The organism is Enterococcus sp. DA9, from assembly GCF_008000875.1.
GTDB classification, from domain to species: Bacteria; Bacillota; Bacilli; order Lactobacillales; family Enterococcaceae; genus Enterococcus_B; species Enterococcus_B lactis.
The window spans coordinates 1305693-1332535 of record NZ_CP042839.1; the positions used below are offsets into that span (position 1 = coordinate 1305693).

The following is a 26843-nucleotide window of genomic DNA, read 5'->3' on the forward strand; positions in this document are numbered from 1 at the left end:
TTCGTGCTTTATTTTTTTGTTTTTCAAGGAAATAGTCGGAGATTATTTACCTGTCTTAATAACTTGAGTTCTGTTAAATGAGATTGTTATAAAATTTTATAATCTAATTTTAATAATAAGTGTTGTATAATTGGTGTTTTTTAACTAAAATGGATATTGTTTGATTTAAAGTTAAAATTAAATTAGATTATAATTAGATAGATGTTGTTTTTGGTGTTTGTTGAGAAAGAAGACACATGTTTTAGAAAGGAGTATAAGAATGTGAAAGGGGGTAAAATTGAAGCTTTTGCAGTTAGCAGCTGTCAGTCTGCTATTTGGACCGTATTTCCAGTCTGTCTATCATATGACAGCATTGGATGTAGCTGCTGAGTCAACAGAAGTGAAGGAGGATGAGGTATTTCTAGATGAGGATTATGCAAAAATCGAAGGGAGGTATATCGAAAAAGAAGAAACGTTTGAATGGCATCTGGCTTTTGAAAAGAAAGAGAGTGCGAACGAAGGATACGTTTAGCAATCGATACAGCTGCTGCCGGCATTGGTACTGTAAAAAACGTTCGGGGAACAGGTCTCTCCTCTTACGATGAAGATGGAGAAGACTTAAAAGTCGAGACAATCGATGGTCAAGAATGGTATGTCGGAAAATTTTATTCGAAAGAAGCTGAGACCGGCACATTGGTTTTTGAAACAGAAAAGATTCCAGATGTGAATGAAGGGGAACTACCTCTTCAAGTGGTGGTCGATGAAAGAATAGCTAGTCAAGAATTACAAGAAAATGAAACAGATACAGAGGATTCCGCTGAAAATCAACGTAGCGAAGAAAATGAAACGGAAGAGCTGGACGCACCAATCGTGCCCAGAGGTCAAGCACTCCAACGCATTCAACGCCGGTTATTCAACGGTATTTTAGAGCGTCTTGGACCAACAGCTACGCAAGATCCATATGAATATATCTATCCTAGCGGAATAGCTGAAAACGATCAGCACCGCTATCCACGATTTACAACGAATGACTATACGAAAGTATTAGGAAATTGGTCACAAAGCAATGAACACTATCAGGGAGAAAAAGGCTCACCATATGATGGAGAGAACTTAATCGATGATAGTGATTACACAATCGGGGGAGCGAACTGGCGAAATTACGACTATGCGGCTGATAATGGATCAGCTGCAAGCGAAGAAGATGTAAATGTGCCAGCGCAAACTGTTCAGCTTTGGGGAGATGAACGGAATTTTGAAAACAGTTACTTGGATTATAACGGGGCATATATCAAAAAATGGGTAGAACCAGTTCCCTCTAACAATCCAACGGCTGACTTACATCCTGAAGATGCAACGACACTTTATAACGTTTATCTAGATGTGATCGGAAGTGAGAAACAAGAAATCAGTCCAATCGATATCGTTTTTGTTCTAGATAAATCAGCCAGTATGAATGAAGGGACACTGGAAGGCGGAGGACAAAGTAAAAATGCGGCACTGATAGAAGCGGTAAATGAAATTAGTGAAAATCTGCTATCCGACCCAAATATGGATATTCGGATCGGTATGGTGAATTTTTATCATAATAGTACAGTCATCAATAACCAGGAACAAATCAGTTCGGACATCTTTCCGTTGACAAATGACATCAATCGTCTAACAGGTAGTGAGAATACAGCACTGAATCGTACACCCATCGGAGGAACGCCGCTTACACTAGGACTTAAAAATGGTTATGAAACATTGTATGCGGATAACGGCGGAGAAAATAGAAATCCAGAAAAGATCCTGATCGTCGTAGGAGCCGGAACACCCACCTTCAGTTATGCACCGATCCAAACAAGATCTCGCACAAGTATTTGGGGAGCTTGGAGCAGTTGGAGTGTCATGGGGGATAAGATTGCCATAGATCGTGGTGATTTGTTCAAAAACTTTGAAACCTTTTCTGGGAATACTTCTAATGCAGGATTTACTTATCCAGTTACCTATGCATCTGACTTTGACCGTCCTGTTAATGGAACAAATGTGCAATATCGTTACGGAGAAGTAAAAGAAGGTGATGATAAAGCAACTCACTGGGTTGGTACAGGAAGCGCAAGCAATGATACTAACGGTAGTCCAACTTCACAAGAAAAGTCGTCAGCCATCAATACTGTTGCATATCATCATTGGCTGAAAAACAAGTACCAAGAGAACCCGCCAAGTATTTTCTCCATTGGGTTAGGAATTGACGGAAGTATTGCCGGTAGACAGCGGCTCGATGCAATCGGACGAAATGTATTAAAAAACATTGCTGATTTAAACGATGATGGCACAACACCGCGTTATTACGATGCGAATAACAAGAATGACATCATTACAGCCTTGGAGGATATCTCCTCTACCTTCAAGAAAACGATCCAGCAAGCCACACTTTATGATGAAACTGGATTTAATGTTTCACCGTTTGGAGCTGGCAGATCGGCGGATATTCAGTTTTACCATCTAGATCCAGGAGAAAACGGCATGAAGTACCAAGAGCCAGAAATATGGGATGAAGCGCGTCATGGACAAGCGCCACCAGAAGTAGTAGCGACACCAACAACGTATGTTGGGCGAGAAAACCAAGCCTATAAATTTTCTCCAATCTCGTTAGGTGAAGGAGAAATGGTCAGAATCAAGTATCAAGTAAAATTGGATGCAGGAGCTCAAGACGGGAACTTCTATGCAGTGAACAATATGGCCTATATCCAAAACTTGGAGGATTATGAAAACGATGTTATGAACGGGCGAATGTATTTTCCAACGTCATCTATACGTTATGAGCATAAGGACCGGAATTTCCAAATAAGCAAGACGGGGCAAGATGGGGAACCTTTAGCAGGAATCGAATTTGCATTATACGATCAAAATCCGGATGCTGGAGAGGTCGAACCAATCGAAACAAGTAGAACTACAGCGGATGGAATGGCAATCTTCGAAACGAAGATCCCTGTGCTGGGGGATGAAACAGGTGCTGTCAGTGATATTTTCTGGATCAGAGAGATCGCTGGACCGCCACGTTATCAGTTAGTGGATGAGACGTATCAATTCCAAATCAAAAAATATAGTTCCAGCGGAGATACAGCGCTTGGTCACTATGAGTTGGTAGCAGCAAATACTTCAGGAGTAAGAGTTGGTGGAGAAGAAGGTAGCGATCCTGATTCTTATTATGAAGGCGAATACCACAAACTTTCAATTGTTCAAAATGTCAATGAGGACGAAACGGATTATGAAGACTTGTATGTCAAATTGGAAATGCGGAATGAATTCAAGCCAGTCCACATGAACATCAATAAATTAATTGAAGGAAGCACTACGCCAATCAATGGGGCAGAGTTTGAACTTTATCAAACCGATGGAAGCGGACTTGAAATTGGAACGCCGGTAGCTAAAGGAATCTCTGGTGCGAATGAAGCAGACGAAGAGAAAGGAATGCTCACATTCTATTCAGTAAATGAAAGTGGAGAATATTTGCTCGTGGAGGGTGAGAAAGTCATTCATCCTATTGGAGAACCAGATTCATTTATTCATATAGACAATGAAGAAAATGCCAACTATGCAGAATACAAAATCGTTGAAAGTCAAAGCCCAGAAGGTTTCAAAGAACCTGACGAAAACGACACATGGATCTTGCGACTGTACGATAATGAGGCAGGTACCATCCAGCTTAGACAAACAGGTGAAGCAAATTGGCAATATCTCACCCATTCAACAGACGAAGAGGGCCGATTATGGGTAGAATTTACTGCTTACAATACGTTTGATTATCGGGAGATCCGAGTTAGAAAATTAGATCATGAAGGCAATCCTTTAGATGGTGCAGGTTTTGATATCAGGAAAATAGGGGATTCTTCCTTCCCGCTGTATCGAGCATACACAGGCAACCCGTTAGAACCCGAAGAATCGAAACGTTTGTCTGAAATCGGTTACTTCTATCTTTATACAGTCGGTGTAGAGAAATATGTCGATTTAGAATACAGCCAGCCGCTGCGTTTATCTATCGGCGAATATGAGGTCTCAGAATCTGTTGCACCAAACGGGTATCAATTGTCTGATCAAGTATTCCAGTTTGCACTGAATGAAGAAGGGAAATTTGTCATTGGAGAGACAGTCATCGAAGACGAAACTGATCCGTTACCGGAGGGTTATGACATCATCGATGGTGTATTACAAGTAACCTTAGAAGATGAACTAGCACCAATCGATCTGGAACTTTTGAAAGTTGACAGTATAAGTAGTCGACGTCTTGAAGGCGCAGAATTTTCAATTGAGAAACAAAATAGTGCAGGAGACTATGAACTCATCGTCGGAGGCTTGGCACCAGATCCAAACGATTCTTCCCTATTCAATGCTTTGGATTTGACGGAAGGATTCTATCGGATCAAGGAAGTGAAGTCGCCGGACGGCTACAGGAAACTTCCAGGCTACTTTATTTTAGAAATTAGTTATCGTGAAGAACCAGAAGTGGAAAATGATCGGGTCGTTCCAGGAAAAGAAGCCGGGACACTAAAAGTTGAGGTTTCTTATTATCCAAACGAAGAAGCAGAGACTCCTGATCTGCAGCAAGAATTAGAGTATGAACTTTTGGATACGAACCGAATCAGGCTACAGCTTAGTGTCGGGAACGATTCTGAAAATCCATTGCCTGCTACAGGGGGATCCGGACGATTGTTCTATATCCTGCTTGCTGCATTCTTCGTGGCACTTGCCGGTGCAGCCTATGGTTTGCATGTCAGACAATCTAAAAAGGAGGGGCAAGGTAATGAAAAAGCTGTTGTGTTTGATGCTTCAATTACTTGTTTTACTGCCATTTGTAGCAGTCCTTCTTCCTCAAACGATGTCGGCAGAAGAATTAGGGGAAGACGTTGTGGAATTTGTATTGCATAAACGGATGATTCGAGATATCGATTATAACGACCAATTTGAATTCCATGAAAATGACGGTCTGGCTATCTCTGAGGAAGCGGGAAAAACAGCAGATATCATTTCGCAGACGGTCCCGCTAAATGGAGCGACATTCGCCGTTTACGATATGACCGATTATTATCATGACAAAAAAGCTGCTGAGAACATGACCTCTAGAGAATTCGTCCAGCAAATCGCTGAAACGAGCAGAAACAATATCCGTCAGTTGATCACAGAAGAAAGACTTGCCCAGGTTGGGGAGTCGGTAACGACTGGAAAAGATACGGTTGGTGGATTAGGAGATGGGATTGCACGCATCCAAGTACCTAAGAAAAACCAAGATCGAGATGCAGTTTATTTGATTTTTGAAGAATCAATTGATCCGGAAATCGGGTTGAATGTGGATATTGATCAAACAGCAATCCCGATTGCTGCTGTTTTGCCAATCTATCATCCAACAGAACCAACCGAGGAACTGCAAGAGATCCATATCTATCCTAAAAATGTCGGTTATTTAAGAGATCCATACTTTTTCAAGTATGGACGACAAAGAGGAACAACCGAAAAAGGACGCCCATTAGAAGGTGCTGTTTTTGCTCTGTATCAGATGATAGAAGGAGAAAAATATTATTTAGACATGGCTCCTGCGAATGACTTGAAAAATCAATGGATCAAACCAGCAAACAACGATCCTTTGAATGATAAAAATGTAAGCAAATTCATTTCAGATAAAGACGGTCTAGTCACGACAGGTCAACGATTTTTGCCCTCTGGTACCTATTATTTTGAGGAATTGAAAAGTGTAGAAGGGTACGAAATGGACAAAGCAAGTAAGCAAATCGAGGTCATTGTCCCTGAATCTTGGGTGGATGCAGAAGGACAGCCGCAATATGTAATGGTCAATGGGCAGAAGATGGCTGAATTGGAATCCGGAAAAGTTCCAGCCTCTGCCTATGAATCAGCAACACCACGCGTGTATAACGAGACCATAAAAGAAACAACGGACAAACCGAAAGAACCAAGTGGACCAAGCAATCCAAATCAACCTGTGAAAGGGTCCGTATTTCCACAAACCAATGAAGCAAGAACATTGATTTCTTTGTTAGGAATCCTTTTGTTGTTAGGTGCTGTTTTATTAATAAAAAAAGAACGGGGAGAAAAAAATGAATAAAAAAATGATGACCATGGGGATGAGTGCACTGTTGCTCGCAGCTGTAGGATTAGGAAGTTTTGGAAATGGAAAATTAGTTCACGCTGAAGAAGTCACGGAAAAACCAAGTGAAGTGACGATCACATTACACAAAAAAGCATTCACGACTGTGCCTGAAGAACGACCGAATAGCGGGTTGATATCAGATGATTTTGGTAATGAGAATCTTCCAGGCGTCGATTTTGAAATGTTTGATGTTACAGATGTCTATTATAATTTGCTGAAAGATGACCCTAGAACAACTGACATAGATGATGATGGGTTAGAACCTGCCGCTGCGATTGCTTTGATCCAATCAGATCACACAGCAGCATGGTTTGTATCTTATGGTATCGAAAGTATAGATAAGCAGACGACTGGCGAAAATGGTGAATCTGTTTTCAAAAATGTCCAAGTGACGGAAGAGGCACCTTCTTCGAGAGATAAAGTCTATCTCTTCTTAGAAACATATTCACCAGCTCATATTTCAAGAATCGCGTCTCCAATGGTTGTCATGATGCCAGTTATGATGCCAGATATTATTGGCGGTGTATGGGATGGAACCTCTTGGAAAGATACGTACAACACCGATGTACACTTATATCCTAAAAATGAAATCCAAGATTCTTCCAAAGAAATGAATGTAGATGAAGCAGACGTTAGAACTGTGACGATTCGCAATGAAAATGGTGAAGAAGAAACGATCCGATATGTTGACTTGGAAAAAGGAAAAACAGTTTCTTATACAATAACTGCACCGATTCCTTACTTTATTGATGAAATCAATGAGGACAATACAACAGTCATCACGCATTTCGCGATCACAGATACGCCAACAGAAGGTTTGAGTTATTTTGATCAGGAACTCCTTGTACAAGCAGGAGATACAACACTGATAAAAGATACTGATTATACAGTAACAAAAGCGGGTAACGGTTTTGCCGTGGAGATCATTCTTGAAACAGGAGGTATACCGAACACAGCAACGCTTGAAAAATTAGGGAATCATCGTGGCGGGGAATTAACTGTTACCTATGACTTGCAAGTCAACGCAATCATCAATGCAGATGAATTCCATAACAATACAGCATTGATCGAAATCGGTAGAGGTGACGAGTATGACTACAACGAACGTCGCGTGCCACCAGAAGAAGTAACGACTGGCGGGAGAAGATTTGAAAAGTTTGATGCTTCAAGCAATGCTTTACTAGACGGTGCAAGATTTGAATTGTGGAACGAAGAGAAAACTGCTTATGCTGTTTTCTATAAAGATGGCGTACGTCTATCTGTTTATGAGTCAGGTGCTGATGCAGAAGAAATCACAATCGATTGGGTAAGTGATAATAGTGTAGAGGCAACAGAATTTGTCTCAAATGACCAAGGATACTTCGAAGTTGTTGGATTAGATTACGGAACATACTTCATGAAAGAAACAGTAGCACCAGAAGGATATGTTTTACCAACAGGTGAAGCAGCTTTCACAGAGTTCAATGTAGAATATGGTAGCTATGATGATGAACTTGTGATTGTGGACTATGAGTATCCAGGAGCAGCACGCGTACCAAACGTAAGACAAGGATTTCTTCCTTCTACTGGAGGAAACGGGATCTTAGCATTCTTGCTGATCGGTCTAAGTTTGATGATTGGGGCTTACAGCTGGTACCGTAAATCTAAAATGAAGTCTGAAGTATAAGCAACAAAAATAAGCTGCAGCAATCGGTTTTTATAAAGGTTGCTGCAGTTTTTTTAAATAAGAAGGTGAAGAAAATGAAAAAGAAAACAGAGAAAAGACCTCAAACAAAAATCAGTATGTTATTACAATTATTCATGGCAGTGATGTTTCTTACAGGAGCTGCAGTTTTTACATATCCATTTTTAGCTGATGCTCTCAGCAATTATTTGGACCAAAGAAGGATCGAGAATTATCAAAAACAGCTTGCACGAGAGAAAGAAGAAAAACATGAGCAACGATTAGCAGTACAAGAAAAGAAAAATCAGGCGCTTGCTCGTACGGCAGCCATCCCAGGAATGGGTCAAGTCAAAGATCCTTTTGAACAAGCGGTTAGAGATGTCCGAAATCCAGGAAAAGAATACTACGAACAACATATGATCGGAGCAATCTATATTCCGAAAATCAATGTTAGCTTGCCTTTATTCGATGAAACAAATGATCTTTTATTAGATAGAGGAGCGACAGTTCTACAAGGTACCTCTTTTCCAATTGGAGGAGAAAATACACATTCCGTCATTACCGCCCATAGCGGTGTTGCTGAGAAAAAATTGTTTACAGATCTTGAAAAAATGGAGAAAAATGACCGTTTCTATCTTGAAGTATATGGTCAGATGCTCGCTTATGAAGTCGTTGAGAAAATCGTTGTCCTTCCAACAAAAACAGATACATTAGCAATCAGAGAAAAACAGGATCTGGTCACACTTATTACTTGCACACCTTATACTGTGAACACCCACAGGTTACTAGTGACAGGAAAGCGAGTCCCCTTTACAGAAGAAGCCTCTTCGAAGATGGAAAAGACAAAAAGATACCATCTTTATCGATTACTTGCGCTCTTATTAGGTGTATTGCTAATACTTACTCTTTTCGGTTATTGGGGTTATCGAAAATTTAAAAGACAAAAACAACCAAAGAAAAATAACAGATGATAGACCAATTATTAAGAATAACATAATAAATTTAAGCTGCTTGGAAGAGACAAAAGCGATTAAATCGCCTATTTCCAGTTTTTTTGAACGTTTTCTAAAATGACATTTTACAGGTAAGCCAACTTGTTTCACAAAGGCTTCTTTGATATTGTAGAAGCAAGAAGAAAGATGGAGGGATTTTTTATGGCAAAAATCATGGTAGTCGAGGATGAAGAAATCATTCGACAATTGATTATGGAAGAACTTGAGAAATGGCAATTCGAAACCTTTGGAACGACCGATTTCAACCAAGTATTTTCAGACTTTGAAAGAGAAGAACCACAGCTTGTATTGCTAGACATCAATCTTCCTGTTTTGGATGGGTATTATTGGTGTCAAAAAATACGTGAAGTATCGAAAGTACCAATTATTTTTATCTCCAGCAGGAATACGAATATGGATATGATCATGGCCATGAACATGGGAGCAGATGATTTTGTGACAAAGCCTTTCCAAATCGATGTACTGATTGCCAAAATCAATGCGTTGCTTCGCCGTTCTTATAATTACAAAGAATTATCCAGTGAGATGATGAGCCATAATGGTATTACGTTGAATGTCGACAACGGAAGTATGGAGATCAATGGAGAGATCATTGATTTGAGCAAAAATGAATACCGCCTGCTATTTATTTTGATGAAACACAACGGAAAGATCTTAAGCCGTGAAAAATTGCTGCGAGCACTTTGGGATGACGAGCGGTTTGTAGATGACAATACATTGACAGTGAATATCAATCGGTTACGCCGAAAAATCGAACAGGCAGGTATCCAAGGATATATCGAAACAAAAGTAGGACAGGGATATATCGTTCCCTGAAAGGATGAGCGGTTAAGATGAATTTCTTTAAATATTTGAAAGATCAGTGGACATTGATCTTGGGATGGCTGTTTTTTATTGCCTTAACGATCTTTGTGATGTGGCTAGCCCCAAATATCAAAGTGGATTTGAGCACGATTGCTTATTTAGCTTTGATCGAGGGCGTCTTTCTGATTTTTTATCTGCTAGGCGGCTACTTGAGCAAAAGAAGATGGTGGGGGAAGTTAGCTGACATACAAAAAACATCTCCTTTGCAAAATTATTTGAGTGGCGGGCGGACAGAAGAAGAAAAACTGGTAGAAGAATATATCAATCAGCTGATCCGCGAACATCAAGAAGTGATGCAATCAGCAATCAGCAATCAACAAGACCAAAAAGATTATATTGACTCATGGGTCCATGAGATCAAAGTACCACTTTCCGCTTCCAAGTTACTGGTTCGTTCGATCGAGTTCGATATTGACGATCAAAAGTATACCTTACTCGAAAATGAATTATCAAAAATCGACGAATACGTAGAGCAAGTCTTGTATTATGCAAGACTCGACAGTTTCTCGCGGGACTATCTCATCCAAGAGTATGGATTGAAAGGAATCATCCAGCCTGTGATACGCAGTCAGGCCAATTATTTTATCCAAAAAAATCTTCGCTACGAAATCATTGGTGAGGATCATACTGTTTTGACTGATGCTAAATGGGTCGCTTTTATCTTCAACCAACTGCTTAGCAATGCCATCAAATATACGCCGGACCACGGAAATATCATGGTGAGCATAAAAAAGGAAGCGCAAGGAGTCAGTCTTTCTGTTAAAGATTCAGGAATCGGTATTCCGGAGGAAGATTTGAAACGAATCTTTGATAAGGGATTTACTGGAAGAAATGGACGACTTAGCAAAACGCATTCAACAGGATTAGGCCTGTATTTGGCAAAAAATCTGGCAGAAAAATTAAGTATCCAATTGACGGCTGAATCAACTGAAGGAAAAGGGACGACAATGACTTTATTTTTCCCAATCTTAAATTTTTATAATGAAAAACGTTAGAAAATCGTTAGAAACGAAAAAAAACGCTTGTGTTGTTAACGTTTTCGCTGATAAGTTTCTTATCATGTGAAATAAAAGGAGATTGGTTATGGAAATTTTAATAGCATTAGTCCCTATGTTGGCATGGGGTAGTATTGGTTTAGTAAGTGGTAAAATTGGTGGCGATGCCAATCAACAAACACTAGGAATGACGATTGGTGCATTTCTGTTTTCTTTAGTTGTCTTTTTCGTTGTTAGTCCTGTAATCACCCCTTGGATTTTCTTGATCGGATTTTTATCTGGCTTAGCTTGGAGTGTTGGACAAAATGGACAATTCCATGGAATGAAGTACATGGGTGTTTCTGTAGGGTTACCATTGTCTACTGGTTTTCAATTAATTTTGAATACGATTGCGGGAGCCGTTTTCTTCCAAGAATGGACACAAACGAAAGATTATGTATACGGTATTATTGCTTTAGCTCTTCTTGTAAGCGGTGCGTATTTGACGGCACGACAAGATGACGAAGGAAAAATAGATACAGATAATAAAATGCTTGATTTTGGTAAGGGTTTTAGAGCATTGATCTTCTCTACGATTGGTTATGGCGTATATACGATCATTGTCAACTGGGCGAATTTGGATGCGATGTCAATTATCTTACCTCAAAGTATCGGAATGATCTTAGGTGCAAGCTTCTTTGCTTTCCGTAAAGTTAAAGTAGATCAATTTGTATGGAAAAACATGATCTGTGGATTATTATGGGGCTTAGGTAATATCTGTATGCTTCTTACAGTCAAATCCCTTGGTTTAGCTGTTGGATTCTCACTTTCACAAATGGGGATCATTATCTCTACTTTAGGCGGGATTTTCATCCTTGGCGAAAGAAAAACGAAAAAAGAGCTCATTTATGTTATTGTTGGTTGCCTTTTAGTCATTTTAGGTGGTATCCTTTTAGGGTACATGAAAACAGTTTAATCACTGTTTTCCAACCTAAAATGGGGAGGAACTTCAATGGATTTGTTTCGTAAGAAAGAGATCAATCTCAATCATACGAGTGAGATGAAAAAAGAACTAAAAACGTCTGATTTGATCATGCTTGGAATTGGCGCGATCATCGGTACGGGAATATTTGTGGTGACAGGGGTTGCGGCCAATCAAAATGCTGGTCCAGCACTGTCACTTTCATTTGTTTTAGCTGCAATCGTTGTCATTTTGTCTGGACTGAGTTTCGCAGAGTTTGCTTCGCGAGTGCCAGTGATCGGTGGGCCATATGCCTATCTGTATGTTGTCTTTGGTGAATTTGCTGCCTGGTTGACAGGGTGGTTGTTGATCGGGGAATTTTTGCTAGCAGTTTCCTCTGTGGCTTCCGGCTGGTCTGGCTATATGCAAGGTTTCTTGAAAAGCTTAGGGGCCGAACTTCCACAAGCATTAACTGGCGGGTACAATCCGGAAAATGGTACATACATTGACTTGATTGCGGTGCTCGTAGTGATATTCGTCACTTACATCGTGTCGCTTGAAGCCAAGAAAGCATTACGTTTGAATAATGTCATGGTATATGTCAAATTTGGTATCATCGCGTTGTTTATCATTGTAGGGATATTTTTCGTTAAGCCTGATAATTGGCAGCCATTCATGCCTTTTGGTTTTTCCGGTGTGCTAGATGGTGCAGCTCTTGTTTTTTTTGCTTTCTTGGGATTTGATGCTGTTGCAATGGCAGCTGAGGAAGTCAAAAACCCACAAAAAGATGTACCAAGAGGGATCATTGGTTCGATACTAATCGCTACGGTCCTTTATATCATCGTGACGTTGATCTTGACAGGAATCGTTCCTTATACTGAACTAGGCGTTAATGATCCAGTGGCCTTTGCCATGAGGTATGTAGGACATGGGACAGTTGGTGCAGTGATCGCTGTAGGGGCAATCTTGACGTTGCTGACGGTGACGATCTCGATGATGTATTCACTCGCTCGTTTGTTGTTTGCTGTCAGCAAGGATGGTTTGCTGCCTAAATTTATGACAGAAATCGATCAAAAGCATCGTACACCGAAAAAAGCGACTTATGCCGCTGGTGTGGCAGCCATATTCTTTGCCGGATTTTTCCCATTGAATGTATTAGCGGAACTAACGAATATCATGGCGCTTGCCTATTTGATGCTAGTTAGTCTAGGCTTACTGAAGTTAAGAAAAATGTTTGGCAAACCAAAAGCAGGAGAATTCAAAGTGCCATTCGTTCCGATCTTGCCAATCGTCTCGATCTTGACTTGTATCGTCTTGATGCTTCGTCTGCAGACGGTGACTTGGATCGTGTTCGGTATCGTAATGGTTATTGGACTGATTATTTATTTTGGCTATGGCTATGGACACAGCAAGATGAACGAGAAATAGATTCCAATGGAGAAGTTAGAAGAAAGATAAGAAAAACGCCCGTCAACAGTTTATTGAACTGTTGATGGGCGTTTGTTTTAGTAACAAGCAAAAAATGGTCTATTGGGTTAAATCCAAAAGTTTTTGTTTCAGATCTTCTTCCATGTGTCCAAGTTCTACTTCTGCATGACGACGTTTTTCTTTTCCTTCTTTTTGGATACGCAAAGTTTCTTGGATCGTTTCGATCAAATCGTTTTGTGTAGTTTGCAGGGTCTCAATATCCACGATTCCGCGTTCGTTTTCTTTCGCTGTTTCGATGGCTGAGATTTTCAGCATTTCTGAATTTTTCTTCAATAAGTCGTTTGTTGTTTCAGAGACTTGGCGTTGAGCGGTCACTGCATCTTTTTGACGAAGCAAGGTCAATGCGATCACGACTTGGTTTTTCCACAGCGGAATGGCTGTAGCGATAGATGCTTGGATCTTTTCAGCTAAGGCCTGATTTGTATTTTGAATCAAGCGGATTTGTGGGGCTTGCTGAATCGTGATCTGTCTAGCTAAGCGAAGGTCATGTGTACGTTTATCCAGACGATCTAGGAATTGTGTATAATCGTTGGCGATTTGGACATCCATCTGATCACCAGTTTCTTCTGCTCTTTTCATTGCTTCTGGAATGATCGTTGTTTGAAGTTCTTCCATTTTCAATTCTCCAGCAGCAATATAAATATTCAATGCATCAAAGTAGTCTTTGTTTTTTTGGTAAAGCTGTTCTAACATCAGATTATCTTTTAATAGTCCGTCTTTTTCTTTATCTAATTTCACTGAGATCTTGTCGATTTGTGCACCAATTTTTTGATATTTTGCTGTCACTTCATAAATCGATTGTTTGACCTTACCGAAGACACGTTGGAAGATATTTCCTTCTCCGGCACGCAGTTCATCAGGGTTGGCTTCTTGGAGACGGTACATCAGTTCAGTCAACGAATCTCCGACTGGGCCAATATCTTGAGCTTGTACGTGATTCAACATTGATTGTGAGAACTCACTTAATTTCGCTTGAGCAGCTGAGCCATAGCTGATGACAGACTGTGCATCATTGGCATCGATTTTTGCTGCCAGCTGTTTTGCTTGTTCTTGGCGTTCCGCCGGTAGTTTGTCAATTAAGCGAGCAGCTGTCTGTTGCTCTTGGAGCTGATCAATCTCCGCTTGTTGTGAAGTGGTCAGCGTGTCTGTTGGGGTTGAAAACGGGTTGTTCAATAAGTCTTCAAGTGTATCGTTAACTGGTGTGATATCTTTTGTTTCAGTCGGTTTATGATCCATAAAAAATTCCTCCTTGTCGTATCTGTTCTCGATTCTTACATGAATGTCTCTACTTTAGAAAAAGTACTCGAAACAACCAGACATCATCTGAATGTTCCGAGTCTTTTTTATGAACAAAAGAGTTACTCTTTTTGTTCTGGTTCATGTTTATTATCACGCTTTAAGCTTTGTTTCGCAACAGATATCTCTACGTCGATGTCGTCTAGGTCATCAGCGACGAATTTTTGATAATCTTGTGCGATCAAAGCGGATAGCTGATCGATGATTTGCGCGCTTTCTTCTAGTTTTTCATAGGTTTGCTTGTTTTTGATCTCATGGTCATTGATCTCATTATACTTATTTGTCAAATCAACTAGATTCGGCAGATGCGTATAAAGAAATTGACTTGCTTCATGCAGTCGATTTGGTTCCTTCACTAATTCTTTGAATAAAGCTTTTGCCGCTTTGACTGGGTCATGACGGAGATCGATTGCTTTAAGTTTGGCTGTCTGCTGCATGTTCACTTGCAACTGATTGATCTCATTTTTTGTTTGATTCATCGTTTGTCGGAAAAATGAGATTTCATTCGCTGTCATACCGCTTTTTTCATAGTGAGTCTCAAGTTCGTCAGTCAGTGCAGGGATTTCTTCTTGTTTGCCTTTTTTCCTGCGCGAACCGAAGAGCCCCCACAAAACTAAAACCACGCCTATCAATAAAAGTCCTAGAACAAAAGAAAAACCATTGTTTCGGACAAAGAGAAACAGCAAGACCAGTGCTAGAAGCCACGGCCAATTTCGTTTTATCATAATAAGCCCTCCAAGTCATTTATCGTTGAGTATTGAATTCTTTCCGTTATTCGATTACATTCTTATTTTAGCATACTGACTACTAGAAAGAGTATCGGACTAAAGAAGGATTTTCTATATTTAGAGAAAATCTAAGGTTTATCTATGGTAAACTAATAGGGAGTTTTCGAGAAAAATTGAAAAATGAAAAAAAAGCAGTTATGATTACAAAGAAAGCAGGAGAAGATATGCTGAACAATGAGCAATTTGAAGAAAAAACAATCAGTCGCAAAGAAATCTATAGCGGGAAAATTATCGATGTTGCTGTAGATGAAGTTCGTTTACCAGACGGAGGAACTTCGAAGAGGGAACTGGTATTTCATCCTGGCGGTGTTGGGATCATTGCTTTTGATGAACATGACCGCCTGCTCCTTGTCAAACAGTTTCGAAAGCCTTTAGAAAAAGTGATCTTGGAGATTCCAGCTGGAAAAATCGATCCAGGAGAAGGAAAAAATCCTGAAATGACTGCAGCCAGAGAATTAGAAGAAGAAACCGGCTATCGTGCGAAGTCGCTGAGCCATCTTACTTCGATGTATCTTTCACCAGGTTTTGCAAATGAAGTCCTTCATATTTATCATGCACAAGGAGTAGAGAAGGTCGAGAATCCTTTAGCTCAAGATGAAGACGAAGTACTGGAGCTGTATCATCTAACTCTTGAAGAGGCACAACAAGCGATGAAAGATCAGTTGATTTGTGATGCAAAGACGATTTATGCGATTCAATACTGGGAATTATTGACCAAAGGAAAGTAGAGGGATCGGCTTATGGCCAAAGGACCGCTTATTACGCGAAGCGAACTTCGCAAGCGACAACAAGCACAAGCAAGCGAGTCATTAAAAAAACAGCGAAAAGCAGAAACAGCTTATCAGCAAGAAGAAAAAAAGATTGCCAGCTTTTATCGTAAAGAAAGCAAAAAGAATAAACCAATCACGAAAACAAGGATCAGTGAACGAGAAAAGACGACCAAATGGAACTCTTTTTTGATGAAATCTCTTATTATTGTTATCCTAATGTTATGTGTGGTTTTTTTAGCAATCGCATTTATATAGAAAGAAGGAATTAAAAAGATGAAAATCGGTATTATCGGCGCAATGGAAGAAGAAGTAAAAATTTTGAGAGAGAACCTAAGCGAACCATTATCATGGGAACGCGCAGGCGCTTTATTTATTTCAGGTTCATTAGGTAACCACGAAGTGATTGTCGTACGTTCCGGTATAGGAAAAGTCTTAGCATCTATTACCACAAGTCTGTTGATCCAACAATACGGCGTGAACATGGTGATCAATACAGGTTCAGCTGGCGGGATCGGTGAAGGCTTACAAGTAGGCGACATTGTTATATCAGATAAAGTAGCTTACTTTGATGCAGATGCAACAGGATTTGGCTACAAACCAGGTCAATTACCAGGTATGCCTCTATATTATGAAGCAAGCACATATTTGCGCAGTGAAATGGCTAAAGCAGCAAAAGCAACGGATTTGAATGCAAAAGAAGGATTGATCGTTACAGGCGATACATTTGTCGATTCTCCAGATAAAATCAAAGAAATCTTAACGAATTTCCCTGAAGCTTTAGCTTGTGAAATGGAAGGAGCCGCTGTTGGACAAACGGCCCGTCAGTTCAATATCCCATTTTTGATCGTACGTGCAATGAGTGACACAGCGGATCACTCGGCGACACAAAGCTTTGACGAATTTATCGAAGACGCAGGCAAGCGATCAGCAGAAATGGTGATCGAATTTGTCAAACATCTCGTATAAGGAGGACTAAGATGAACGCATTGATTTCGATTGACTATACCTATGATTTTGTTGCAGAGGATGGAAAGCTGACGACTGGTGCAGCAGGACAAGCAATTGAAAAAAAGCTGACTGCCCACACAAAAAAGTTTATGGAGCAAAAGGATTTTGTCGTTTTTGCCATTGATGCACATGATCCAAAAGATTCTTTCCATCCAGAGAACCGCTTATTTCCTCCGCATAATGTGATAGGAACGAGTGGACGGGAATTGTACGGCTCTTTAAAAAATTTGTACCAAGAGCATGAGCAGCAGGAAAATGTTTATTGGATAGACAAACGGCATTATTCCGCTTTTAGTGGAACAGATCTAGACATTCGTTTGCGAGAACGTCAGATTACAGATGTTTATTTGACCGGCGTGTGTACAGATATTTGTGTGTTGCATACAGCAGTCGATGCGTATAATCTAGGATACAAACTCCATATTTTCAAAGATGCCGTGGCAAGTTTTGATCCTGTCGGACACGAATGGGCATTGAGACATTTTAAATCCACGTTAGGTGCAGAGATTCTATAAAAAAACAAAACTTTTTTAAAATAAAAATCAAAAAATAATAAAAGAAGAGCGTAAAACGAATCACATTGTTTTGTGCTCTTCTTTTATTTGTTATTTTTTATCAAACATATCATTTACACTCTAATAAATCCCTTTATTATTAACAACTAAAGTTATATTTTTCTTTTTATAAAATATCACTTGTTATAATTTTGTTTTTTATTGACAGCAAAAATAAATTAGGTAATACTTTAAGTAAACGCTTTCTAATTTGTTTCAGGAGGGATGGACTTGATAAAAAAACGAATAAAATACAGTGCACTAATGATGAATCTCCTCATGCTCAGTACTCCGATTTTGACTTCTGTCGTTGAAGTTGCTGCTAACGAACAGACTGTGAACGAAGAAAATGCACACGTGAACAGCGAAGAAACGTCAATATTGGAGGAAGAATCAACGGCTAGTGAAGAGAAGGATGTGGAAGAAGGAAATGATCCTATGATAAAAGAATCAGAAAATGAAAAGACAGAAAAGCAATCTGATGAAGTTCCTGAAGAGTGGAAAGGGGTAGTTTTCGGAGAAAGCACAAGTGCCAGCAGATATGCGATTGAACCATTAGAAGACGGCGTGCGGCTCTCTTCCACGAATAACGGCGGGAAATTCCAGTCAAGCGGATCAGATGGAATGACCTATTATTATCAAGCCATTCCGAAAGATACCAATTTTAGGATGCGGGCGACGATTGAAATAGAATCTTGGACCTATACGAATGCTCAAGAAGGATTTGCATTGATGGTGAGAGACACAGTACCAAAAGATCATTTGTTTGGGCAAGCATTTTATTCGAATTCATTTGCCATACTGGGCAGTCGGATCGAATATGTCTGGGACTCGGATAGACAAGAAGTGGTCAGCACGAACGGCAGCAAATATACGATGCGACTTGGATTGGGGACACGGGCAATCACAGGAATATCATCTGAAGATCCTCAAGCCGCGCCTGCTCCTGGGAGTGTCTCAGTGGAAACAACGCCTTTAGAGACTTCAGCAGGGCTCTTAGAAAAAGAAGCAGGTTCTTATAATATATTCGGAAACGGTCATGGGAATCTGTTTCCGGCTACGGATTCGATTACTAAACTAGATGTAGAGATGAAAAAAACGAACACTGGTTTAGAGGCATATTATTACGATCCTGAAACAGGGGAAGAGCTAGCTTCTGACATCATGTATGACTGGGAAAAGCTATATGCTTCCGATGAATCGGTTATCTATGCAGGATTTGCTGCAGCAAGGAATATGACGATCAAGGTAGAAGGAATCGAAGTGGCTTACTCAGATCCTGCGACAGATCCTCCTGGACAAGAAAGGCCCATTCGCTTGATTGATCCGATTTACACTGTGACCTCTAGTAATCATTCAGGAAACCAAGACCATACTATGTCCTTTAGAGCAAATGCTGACGGATTATTAACAATCAAAAATCAAGCAACAGGAGAGGTACTTGAGAATGCGAAAGACTTGGCAATCACTGCAAATCGGGAATTTGATTATCAGACAAAATTGATGGAAGGAACGAACGAATTTACTTTCAGTTTTACACCAGATAAAAACTATCCGCCAGAAGAATACGTAGAGATGGCTAGTTATGAAACAAAAGAGATCCTGCATACAGTTGATTACCGTAAACCTAAATACTCGACAGTTTATGTAACACCGGAAGGGTCAGATACAGGAAACGGAAGCAGACAAAATCCGTTATCTCTGACGCAAGCATTGAGATACGCATATGCTGGGCAGACAATCGTCCTGGCTCCTGGAACTTATTCCTTTGAAAGAGGATTGACGATTCCAAAAGGAGTTAACGGGACAAGAGAAAACCCGATTCAATTGATTGCAGAGAAAAATCCAGAAAACAAGCGACCTGTACTTGATTTTAAAGGAACTGGAAATGGGATGACACTGTTTAGTCACTACTGGGTTTTACGTGGGTTTGACGTTACAAATAGTGCTGCTATGCAAAAAGGATTGCAGATTTCTGGAAACCATAATTTGATTGAAGAGATCCATGCTTATCGGAATGGAAATACAGGAATCCAAATCAGTGGTAGCTCAAATGATCCTTTCGAAGCATGGCCAGCGCATAACTTAGTCAAGAACTGTACATCTTTTGAAAATGCCGACCCGGGATTTGAAGATGCCGATGGATTTGCGGCCAAACTGACAATAGGAGAAGGGAATGTATTTGACGGTTGTATCGCTTATCATAATGCAGATGATGGTTGGGATCTTTTTGCTAAAAATGAAACAGGTTCGATCGGGAAAGTAGTCATCAAAAACTCAGTTGCTTATCGAAACGGTTGGGTACCGGGAGTTGAAGGAGAAGGGAACGGTAATGGATTCAAAATGGGTGGTTCCTCTTTATCGGGCCCTCATGAATTGATCAATAGTTTGTCTTTCGAAAATCTTGCGAAAGGAATCGATTCCAATAGCGGAACAGATATTATCGTCAATAGCAGTACAAGCTTCAACAATGGTTCCTATAATGTGGCTCTTTATACCTCTTCGGCAGGAAACACAGACTTCCATGCTTCTGGTATCTTATCTTTCCGAACAGAAAATCTTGAGATGAGAGAGCAGATCCGCCCATTGAATCAAAACGAAGATCAAATCTATCACTCGTTGAACTACTATTGGAATGAACGAGAGAAACAATCAGAAAATACTCTTGGACATACCGTATCAAAAGATTGGATCGAATCTCTAAATACACATTCGCAAGAAGGGCAGCAGCCTGTTACGCGCTATGCGAATGGAAGCATCCATGTCCATGGATTGATGCAAATCAAACCGGAGAATCGTCAAACAAAAAAGGGAAGAGTAGATGGTCTTCCACTATCTGTAGGTGCTACTTTTGACGGAGAAACCTCACCGTCTTCGGAGTATCCAGAATATGCAATCGTACAAGAACCAAATCAGACAAAACCAAACGAACAAAATAATCCAATCATTATCCAAGAGGCAAATGGTGTGACGGAGAATGCAGAAGGAAATATCATCGAACTGAAGCCTTTTACAGTATCTGTGTCAGCATTCACACCAAATCAAGGAACGCCTGTCTTTGAAGATATGCGTTATTTCCCAGAAAAGATCCAAATCGTTGAAACACAGTCAAGTGCTCAATTTTCTAATCATACCGCTATTTTTTCAGCACCCTCAAAAGGAGAATATACGCTAGAAGTCACTTATCGTTCGGAAACATTTGATGGTGAAAAATGGGTTGCTCATACAGAACCTGTTACCCAGCAAAAAGCGATCACAGTGCGAGAAGCTGTCAGTGTGCCGCCGGGAACTGATGAACCAGAAGGGGAAAATCCAGGGAATGGATCGCCAAATGAAAAACCTTCTGATCCAGATGGGACAGCAAAAGAAAGGGAAAAAGATGGCGCTCAAGGACTTCCACAAACAGGAGAGTCTAATAGCCCGTTGTTAGCAGTAGCTGGAGGAATTTTGTTGATCGGTGTAGCTGCTTATGTCATGAAACAGCGAAAAAAATAAACGCACGGTATCCTTTTGATAAGGTAGAACAATTAGTTGAGGAAAGTAAAAAAAGAAGGAAGTGAGACGTCAATTCGTCCCGCTTCCTTCTATCATTTTTATAGATGAGATCCCACTTGCTGTGTTTGTTTGGCTGTTCTTATTTCTTGAAGTAGGACAGCTTTTTCACAACCTCTGATATACGGTGTTCAAAAGCTTGCATCTGCGGTAATAAGCCCAACCAAACGAAAAATAGGAGGAGCTATTTTTGTTTGGCTGTTCTTATTACTTGATGCAGGACAGCTTTTTCACAACCTTTTACCAGATTCGCACTCTTTTTTCTGGCGCTAGATACATAGCATCTTGTTCCGTGATACCAAATGTTTCATAGAATTCGTCAAGGTTTTTTGGTTGCACATTTGCTCGAAGTTTAGCAGGGGCATGAACATCGATTTGCAGTAAAAGTTGTTGGTATTCTTTTTTTGCTTTTGTACGCCAAATCGTTGCCCAATTGACAAAGAATTCTTCGATAGAAAGATCTGATTCTGTTTTTGCTGCTTCCAATGCACAGCTTAGACCGCCTGCATCCGCAATGTTTTCTGAAACAGTTAATTTTCCGTTTACTTTTCCGTCAGCAAAAGGCAGACCATCGAATTCTTCGATCATTGCTTGTGCTTTGTTTTGGAATTGTGCAAGATCTTCTTCTGTCCACCAATTGTTCAAGTTGCCATATTCATCAAACAAAGCGCCGTTATTGTCAAATGCATGGGAAATCTCATGAGCGATAACAGCTCCGATTCCCCCGTAATTAGCAGAGCTTGATTGTTCTAGACTGTAAAACGGCGCTTGAAGGATGGCTGCCGGAAAGACGATCACATTCCGGAATGGATGATAATAAGCATTGACTGTATCAGCGCTCATTTCCCATTCTGAACGATCTACCGGTTTGTTCCATTTGCTGAAACGATCTTTTAATGTGAGTTTGCTGAAAGCAAGAGTGTTTGAAAGCAAAGTACCACCTTGATCTGCAGGCACTGTTTTGAATTGGTCGAATAGTGCTGGGATCTTATCGGGGTAACCGACTTGGATACCTAAGTTATTTAATTTTATGACGGCTTTTTCTTTTGTTGCATCCCCAAGCCAGTCATTTTCTTCTAGCCGTTTTTTATAAACGGCAATCATTTTTTTCACCATTTGCTCTACATCTTTTTTAGCAGCTTCGCCGAAATATTTTTTCCCGTAGTAATCACCAACGACTTGATCAAATTGACCAGAGGCAAGATAATACGCTGCTTTTTTCTGAGGCATTGCTTCGTCTGTTCCAGACAATACGCGAGAATAGATTCCGCTGACTTGGCGGAATTCTTCTGATAGATACCCACTAAGAGAACGTACTGTTTTAATGATCATCCAGCTTTTGAATAAGGGGAAATGAGCTTCTGTCAGGATGTCATTCAAATGATCAAAGTACACTGGATCAGTGACGATCACTTTATCTGGGGTTGTCCCAATCAAACCAGTGACAAGTTTTTTCAAGTCAAGTTTATCTGTGTATTGAATAAATGTGTCAAAAGATTGCGGATTATACATTTTGCTGTAATCTGCGTTTTCTTCTGCACTTTTTACATGAGGAGCAATCAATTTATCAAATTGCACTGCTTGTTCTGTGATTGCTTCTGCCTGACTTTTTTCTTTGCCAGCAAGCTCCAATAATTGAACCGCCATATCAAAGAAAACGCCCATTAGTTGTGCACCGTTAGGATGTTCTGGTGCATAATACGTCTTATCTGGAAGAAATAAAGAAGGCGGATAAGCAAAGAAAGCATTCGTCTGTGCATTCTTCATATCAGCATCTACATCTAGATTAAATGGCAATGGTAGTGTATCCAACAACCATTCCGGGAATTGCTCATTCAATTCGTCGAAAGACTGCAATGATTCAACTTTCTCGATTACAGGCTGAAGTGGTTGAGCATGCAACTCATTTCTTCGGTCATAATCGTTTGCCAGTTGATAATAAGCAAGGAAATGTTTCATTTTTTCTGAAGATACTTTTTCTGGATGGGCAAGCAGATCGTCTGTTTCTCCCATCAAAAGTTGGTCGATCCCGTCAACTAAGTCTTGGAAACCGCCTGTAGCTGGTTTATCTGCAGGGATTTTTGCTGTTTTTTGCCATTCTTCATTGACTGCTTCATAGAAATCTTGTTTCAATCGTTCTTTGTTCATTCATCGATCGCTCCTTTTTTGTTTCGTGTGCCCATTATCTTACAAAATGAAGGAATTAACAAATAGAACATAAAAAAATTTGAAAATTCGGACAATCAAACTGATTTGTTTTTTTCAATCGTTCACTTATAATGAAAAAAAGGAGGCGATCCCAACTGAAACAAGTAGTGGATAAACCTTTCTATTTTAGAATAGATAAAAAAATCAAAAAATTAGCCAGCACCCAGCAACTACAATCAAAAAAAAGCGAACGGCTTTTTTTAGCACTGATTTTTGAAGATCAAAGTTATGTGATCATCGATCAATCAGGACATCCGATAGAATACTCTCCAGCAGAATATACCTATCAAGAGGGTATTTCTCGTAGCCAATGGAGACTGATCAATGAAGCACCAATCGAGTTCTCTCAATGGATCCACAGAAAAGAAGAGGTGCCTGTTTTGATCGAAGAAAAAAGGTCAGGAAAAGAACTCACAAATTGTTGGGTGGGATTGCCAGAAGAACGTTTTTTAAGGTATAAGAAATGGGCTACTCCTTCAGGTTATCTTTGCGGGACTTATGCGGCGGCGGTTTTACTTGCCTACTATCAAGACTATCGTGAAGAGTGGATGCTTCCCCTAGAGATCCGCAAGAAAAACACGTCTAACTCGATGGCATTGACAAAGGCGTTGCGTAGCCAAATCCAACCACTAGGCCTTCCTACGATTCCTTTTCAAGTCAGTACAGGGATTTCTAGTTTTTTAAAGAAGAATGGCAATCACGAGCGTGCACGAGCAACTCTTCTAGGTTCATGGCAGCGAGCCACAAAACGTATACGTGAAGGCAAGCCTGTGATGATTGGAATCTTGAAAGTACTTGGTAGTACTTACGGCAATCATTGGGTGACGGCGTATGCTTATTTTGAAACTGAAACAGGAGAACGTTATTACAAAGTACACGACAACTGGGGGGACTATCATAAAGTTATTCCTGCCAGTTGGAGTAACGGAACAGTTTCACTTCCTTAAGAATTTGCTGAAATTAACAGAAAATCTTGGAAAAATATGTTAAACTATCGAAGAATAGAGAAGTTTTGGGGAGGACTACATGAGTAATAAGTATCAGGATGACACGTTGAAGATTTTTAGTTTGAATGGGAATCGTCCATTAGCTGAAAAAATCGCGAAAGTGTTTGGAACAGAATTAGGTAAAAGCGTCGTGAAGCAATTTAGTGATGGGGAGATTTCCATCAATATTGAAGAAAGTATCCGTGGGGATCATGTGTACATCGTTCAATCAACGAATGCACCTGTCAATGACTACTACATGGAACTGCTGATTATGATTGATGCAATGAAGCGAGCAAGTGCGAAAACGATCAATGTCGTATTGCCTTACTATGGGTATGCTAGACAAGACCGCACGGCGAAACCTCATGAACCGATCACTGCGAAATTGATTGCTAACTTAATCGAAGAAGCAGGAGCAACTCGAGTACTGACTTTAGATTTGCACACGGTTCAAGTACAAGGATTCTTTGATATTCCTGTAGATAATTTATTTACGATGCCATTGTTTGCTCATTATTACCGTCAATTAGGTCTGACGGGAGATGACATCGTAGTTGTGTCGCCAAAAAACAGCGGCGTTCAGCGTGCACGTAGTCTTTCAGAATATTTGAACAGTACATTAGCCATCGTAGACCATGCAGATGATGCTTCAACGGAGGGTGGTTATGTGATTGGTGATGTTCAAGGAAAGACATGTATCATGGTAGATGATATCTTGAACACCGGAGCAACGCTTGCACGAGCAGCAAATGTATTAAAAGAAAACGGCGCAAAAGAAGTATATGCCTGTGCGTCACATGGGTTATTGTCCGATCATGCGAAAAGCATTTTAGACAATGCACCAATCAAAGATATTTGTATCACTGATTCTGTTTTCACAGAAGAAAATCGTCATCCGGAAAACTTAACGATCGTTACATGCTCAGAATTAATGGGTGAAGCGGTCAAACGCATCCATGAAAATACACCGATGAGTCCGTTATTCCGTCTGGAAGAAAAAGAATTCGAATAAGAAAAAAGACAAAAAACGAGAAGATCAATTAGCAATGAGAAGAGGGACTGTGACAAAAGTTGTGTCACAGTCCCTTTTTCCGAATAAACGGTGTTCTCCTGCCAACTCCTCGGTCACAAGTCACAATATTCAACAAACATGAGAAGCTGTTTTTTGAAATTGCTCCTTGTGACTCAAAGTTAAACGGCAGGCGCACGACCTCTTGGTAAACGGTGTTCAAAAGCTTGCATCTGCGGTAATAAGTCCAACCAAACGAAAAATATGAGAAGCTATTTTTGTTTGGCTGTTCTTATTACTTGATGCAGGACAGCTTTTTCAAAACCTCTTTTTCGCTACACTAAGTGCCTTTTAGGTAAAAGTAATCTCTTCTTTGGTATGTTCGCTGTTTTATGCTAGAATGTGCCTAGCGATAAATTGGAAGGGATGAATGAAGTGAAAACTATTTATTTGGATCATGCGGCAACTACCCCCATGCATCCGCAAGTAATTGAAGCGATGACGGCGATCATGCAAGAAACGTTTGGTAATCCTTCAAGCATACATGGGTTTGGCCGCCACGCGCATGAAAAATTGGAAACAGCAAGACAAATCATTGCAGATAGTCTGCAAGCAAAACCTCATGAGATCATCTTTAATAGTGGGGGAACAGAAGGGGATAATACAGCTATCTTAGAAACAGCGTTCTCGCGTCAAAAAGAAGGCAGACATCTAATCACTACAGCTATCGAACATCCTGCTGTTCTTAATACCATGAAATATTTAGAGACAAAGGGGTTTGACGTTACATATCTGCCTGTAGATGAAAAAGGGAATCTGTCGATCGAAGAGGTCAAAAAAGCGTTACGAGAAGATACGATCTTGGTCTCTGTGATGTACGGGAACAATGAAATCGGAAATTTGATGCCAATCAAAGAAATCGGTGAACTTTTAGCAGATCATCCAGCTTATTTCCATACAGATGCGGTACAAGCTTATGGAAACCAAACGATCCATCCAGAAGAATTAGGAATCGATTTATTAAGTATCTCTGCTCATAAAATCAATGGACCAAAAGGCGTCGGTTTCTTATATAAACGAGACGGAGTAAATATCCCTGCCTTGCTTTTAGGTGGCGAGCAGGAAGAAAAGCGGCGTGCAGGTACAGAAAACTTGGCAGGAATCTGGGGAATGGCAAAAGCAGTTGAACTGCTGTCACCTGAAGAACGTGAAGCACGTAACAACAAATATCAAGGATTCCAACAATTGATTCTTGATACATTAGAAGCAAACGACATCCCTTATCAAGTAAATGGTGATTTAACGAATAAACTCCCTCATGTGTTGAATCTTCGCTTGATTGGCGAAGCAAATGATTTGCTACTGATGAAGCTTGATCTGAACGGAATCGCTATTTCTACTGGTTCGGCTTGTACAGCAGGGAACATCGAACCTTCTCACGTATTAGAAGCGATGTATGGAGAAGATACGCCGATACTAAAAGAATCCATTCGTATCAGCTTTGGATTGGGAAATACTGAAGAAGACATCCATTATTTCCTTGATCAATTAGTTCGTGCTGTCAAAAAATAACTAATAAAGT

At 40.2% G+C, this 26843-nt stretch carries 18 protein-coding genes and 1 pseudogene; 16 read left to right on the plus strand and 3 right to left on the minus strand.

Going from position 1 to position 26843, the window contains the following annotated elements; genetic code table 11:
- Positions 1 to 201: 201 nt before the first annotated feature.
- The 8 genes and pseudogenes from FTX43_RS07170 to FTX43_RS07205 all read left to right on the plus strand — a co-directional run.
- Positions 202 to 4758, plus strand: a pseudogene (locus tag FTX43_RS07170) (SpaA isopeptide-forming pilin-related protein); the annotation flags it as partial.
- A 7-nt stretch (positions 4759 to 4765) separates the two neighbouring features.
- Positions 4766 to 6079: a pilin N-terminal domain-containing protein gene (locus tag FTX43_RS07175; protein WP_104866670.1), complete on the plus strand. Its 1314-nt coding sequence runs from the start codon at positions 4766 to 4768 to the stop codon at positions 6077 to 6079.
- Positions 6072 to 7790 carry a SpaH/EbpB family LPXTG-anchored major pilin gene (locus FTX43_RS07180; protein WP_002336033.1) on the plus strand — a complete coding sequence of 573 codons (1719 nt, stop codon included), beginning with the start codon at positions 6072 to 6074 and terminating at the stop codon, positions 7788 to 7790. The genes FTX43_RS07175 and FTX43_RS07180 overlap by 8 nt, the downstream gene beginning before the upstream one ends.
- A gap of 74 nt (positions 7791 to 7864) precedes the next feature.
- Positions 7865 to 8758, plus strand: a complete 894-nt coding sequence (locus tag FTX43_RS07185) for a class C sortase (RefSeq protein WP_002291235.1) — start codon at positions 7865 to 7867, stop codon at positions 8756 to 8758.
- Positions 8759 to 8941: 183 nt separating this feature from the next.
- Positions 8942 to 9616: a two-component system response regulator SapR gene (sapR, locus tag FTX43_RS07190; protein ID WP_104866672.1), complete on the plus strand. Its 675-nt coding sequence runs from the start codon at positions 8942 to 8944 to the stop codon at positions 9614 to 9616.
- A gap of 17 nt (positions 9617 to 9633) precedes the next feature.
- Positions 9634 to 10659 (plus strand): two-component system sensor histidine kinase SapS, encoded by a 1026-nt coding sequence (gene sapS, locus FTX43_RS07195; protein WP_147606935.1) that lies wholly within the window; start codon positions 9634 to 9636, stop codon positions 10657 to 10659.
- An 88-nt stretch (positions 10660 to 10747) separates the two neighbouring features.
- Positions 10748 to 11614, plus strand: coding sequence for a GRP family sugar transporter (locus FTX43_RS07200; RefSeq protein WP_002291228.1), 867 nt, complete (start codon positions 10748 to 10750; stop codon positions 11612 to 11614).
- Positions 11615 to 11650: 36 nt separating this feature from the next.
- Positions 11651 to 13027, plus strand: coding sequence for an amino acid permease (locus tag FTX43_RS07205; RefSeq protein WP_002312044.1), 1377 nt, complete (start codon positions 11651 to 11653; stop codon positions 13025 to 13027).
- A gap of 99 nt (positions 13028 to 13126) precedes the next feature.
- On the opposite strand, the gene FTX43_RS07210 is transcribed toward FTX43_RS07205, so the two are convergent.
- Both FTX43_RS07210 and FTX43_RS07220 read right to left on the minus strand, forming a co-directional pair.
- A complete protein-coding gene (locus FTX43_RS07210; RefSeq protein WP_147606937.1) occupies positions 13127 to 14323 on the minus strand; it encodes a toxic anion resistance protein in 1197 nt (398 codons plus the stop codon).
- 122 nt (positions 14324 to 14445) lie between these two features.
- The gene (locus FTX43_RS07220; protein WP_002329575.1) at positions 14446 to 15108 is read right to left on the minus strand and encodes a 5-bromo-4-chloroindolyl phosphate hydrolysis family protein; all 663 of its coding nucleotides are present in this window, start codon (positions 15106 to 15108) and stop codon (positions 14446 to 14448) included.
- Positions 15109 to 15335: 227 nt separating this feature from the next.
- Here FTX43_RS07220 and FTX43_RS07225 point away from each other — a divergent pair, with 227 nt between their 5' ends.
- The 5 genes from FTX43_RS07225 to FTX43_RS07245 all read left to right on the plus strand — a co-directional run bounded on the left by FTX43_RS07225 (position 15336) and on the right by FTX43_RS07245 (position 20998).
- On the plus strand, positions 15336 to 15899 hold the full coding sequence (locus FTX43_RS07225) for an NUDIX hydrolase (protein WP_002329574.1): 564 nt from the start codon (positions 15336 to 15338) through the stop codon (positions 15897 to 15899).
- 12 nt (positions 15900 to 15911) lie between these two features.
- Entirely contained in the window at positions 15912 to 16196 is a 285-nt protein-coding gene (macP, locus tag FTX43_RS07230) for a cell wall synthase accessory phosphoprotein MacP (protein ID WP_002286760.1), read from the plus strand.
- 18 nt (positions 16197 to 16214) lie between these two features.
- On the plus strand, positions 16215 to 16907 hold the full coding sequence (locus FTX43_RS07235) for a 5'-methylthioadenosine/adenosylhomocysteine nucleosidase (protein ID WP_002308200.1): 693 nt from the start codon (positions 16215 to 16217) through the stop codon (positions 16905 to 16907).
- 11 nt (positions 16908 to 16918) lie between these two features.
- Positions 16919 to 17464, plus strand: coding sequence for a cysteine hydrolase family protein (locus FTX43_RS07240; RefSeq protein WP_002314540.1), 546 nt, complete (start codon positions 16919 to 16921; stop codon positions 17462 to 17464).
- A gap of 264 nt (positions 17465 to 17728) precedes the next feature.
- A complete protein-coding gene (locus tag FTX43_RS07245) occupies positions 17729 to 20998 on the plus strand; it encodes a right-handed parallel beta-helix repeat-containing protein (RefSeq protein WP_080344846.1) in 3270 nt (1089 codons plus the stop codon).
- Positions 20999 to 21295: 297 nt separating this feature from the next.
- On the opposite strand, the gene FTX43_RS07250 is transcribed toward FTX43_RS07245, so the two are convergent.
- Positions 21296 to 23203 carry a M13 family metallopeptidase gene (locus FTX43_RS07250; protein ID WP_002329570.1) on the minus strand — a complete coding sequence of 636 codons (1908 nt, stop codon included), beginning with the start codon at positions 23201 to 23203 and terminating at the stop codon, positions 21296 to 21298.
- A gap of 131 nt (positions 23204 to 23334) precedes the next feature.
- Between FTX43_RS07250 and FTX43_RS07255 the strand changes: the two genes are divergently transcribed.
- The 3 genes from FTX43_RS07255 (at position 23335) to FTX43_RS07265 (ending at position 26833) form a co-directional block, all read left to right on the plus strand.
- Complete coding sequence (locus FTX43_RS07255; RefSeq protein ID WP_147606939.1) at positions 23335 to 24210, plus strand: dihydrolipoamide dehydrogenase; 876 nt, start codon at positions 23335 to 23337, stop codon at positions 24208 to 24210.
- Positions 24211 to 24289: 79 nt separating this feature from the next.
- Positions 24290 to 25264 (plus strand): ribose-phosphate diphosphokinase, encoded by a 975-nt coding sequence (locus FTX43_RS07260; protein WP_002286741.1) that lies wholly within the window; start codon positions 24290 to 24292, stop codon positions 25262 to 25264.
- Positions 25265 to 25687: 423 nt separating this feature from the next.
- Positions 25688 to 26833 (plus strand): cysteine desulfurase family protein, encoded by a 1146-nt coding sequence (locus tag FTX43_RS07265; protein WP_002344559.1) that lies wholly within the window; start codon positions 25688 to 25690, stop codon positions 26831 to 26833.
- Positions 26834 to 26843 lie beyond the last annotated feature (10 nt).

Bases quoted from the DNA above. Each gene is read 5' to 3' on its own strand.
- FTX43_RS07175 (WP_104866670.1), top strand. From the start codon at position 4,766: ATGAAAAAGCTGTTGTGTTTGATGCTTCAATTACTTGTTTTACTGCCA.
- FTX43_RS07180 (WP_002336033.1), top strand. From the start codon at position 6,072: ATGAATAAAAAAATGATGACCATGGGGATGAGTGCACTGTTGCTCGCA.
- FTX43_RS07185 (WP_002291235.1), top strand. From the start codon at position 7,865: ATGAAAAAGAAAACAGAGAAAAGACCTCAAACAAAAATCAGTATGTTA.
- sapR (WP_104866672.1), top strand. From the start codon at position 8,942: ATGGCAAAAATCATGGTAGTCGAGGATGAAGAAATCATTCGACAATTG.
- sapS (WP_147606935.1), top strand. From the start codon at position 9,634: ATGAATTTCTTTAAATATTTGAAAGATCAGTGGACATTGATCTTGGGA.
- FTX43_RS07200 (WP_002291228.1), top strand. From the start codon at position 10,748: ATGGAAATTTTAATAGCATTAGTCCCTATGTTGGCATGGGGTAGTATT.
- FTX43_RS07205 (WP_002312044.1), top strand. From the start codon at position 11,651: ATGGATTTGTTTCGTAAGAAAGAGATCAATCTCAATCATACGAGTGAG.
- FTX43_RS07210 (WP_147606937.1), bottom strand. From the start codon at position 14,323: ATGGATCATAAACCGACTGAAACAAAAGATATCACACCAGTTAACGAT.
- FTX43_RS07220 (WP_002329575.1), bottom strand. From the start codon at position 15,108: ATGATAAAACGAAATTGGCCGTGGCTTCTAGCACTGGTCTTGCTGTTT.
- FTX43_RS07225 (WP_002329574.1), top strand. From the start codon at position 15,336: ATGCTGAACAATGAGCAATTTGAAGAAAAAACAATCAGTCGCAAAGAA.
- macP (WP_002286760.1), top strand. From the start codon at position 15,912: ATGGCCAAAGGACCGCTTATTACGCGAAGCGAACTTCGCAAGCGACAA.
- FTX43_RS07235 (WP_002308200.1), top strand. From the start codon at position 16,215: ATGAAAATCGGTATTATCGGCGCAATGGAAGAAGAAGTAAAAATTTTG.
- FTX43_RS07240 (WP_002314540.1), top strand. From the start codon at position 16,919: ATGAACGCATTGATTTCGATTGACTATACCTATGATTTTGTTGCAGAG.
- FTX43_RS07245 (WP_080344846.1), top strand. From the start codon at position 17,729: ATGGACTTGATAAAAAAACGAATAAAATACAGTGCACTAATGATGAAT.
- FTX43_RS07250 (WP_002329570.1), bottom strand. From the start codon at position 23,203: ATGAACAAAGAACGATTGAAACAAGATTTCTATGAAGCAGTCAATGAA.
- FTX43_RS07255 (WP_147606939.1), top strand. From the start codon at position 23,335: ATGAAAAAAAGGAGGCGATCCCAACTGAAACAAGTAGTGGATAAACCT.
- FTX43_RS07260 (WP_002286741.1), top strand. From the start codon at position 24,290: ATGAGTAATAAGTATCAGGATGACACGTTGAAGATTTTTAGTTTGAAT.
- FTX43_RS07265 (WP_002344559.1), top strand. From the start codon at position 25,688: ATGAATGAAGTGAAAACTATTTATTTGGATCATGCGGCAACTACCCCC.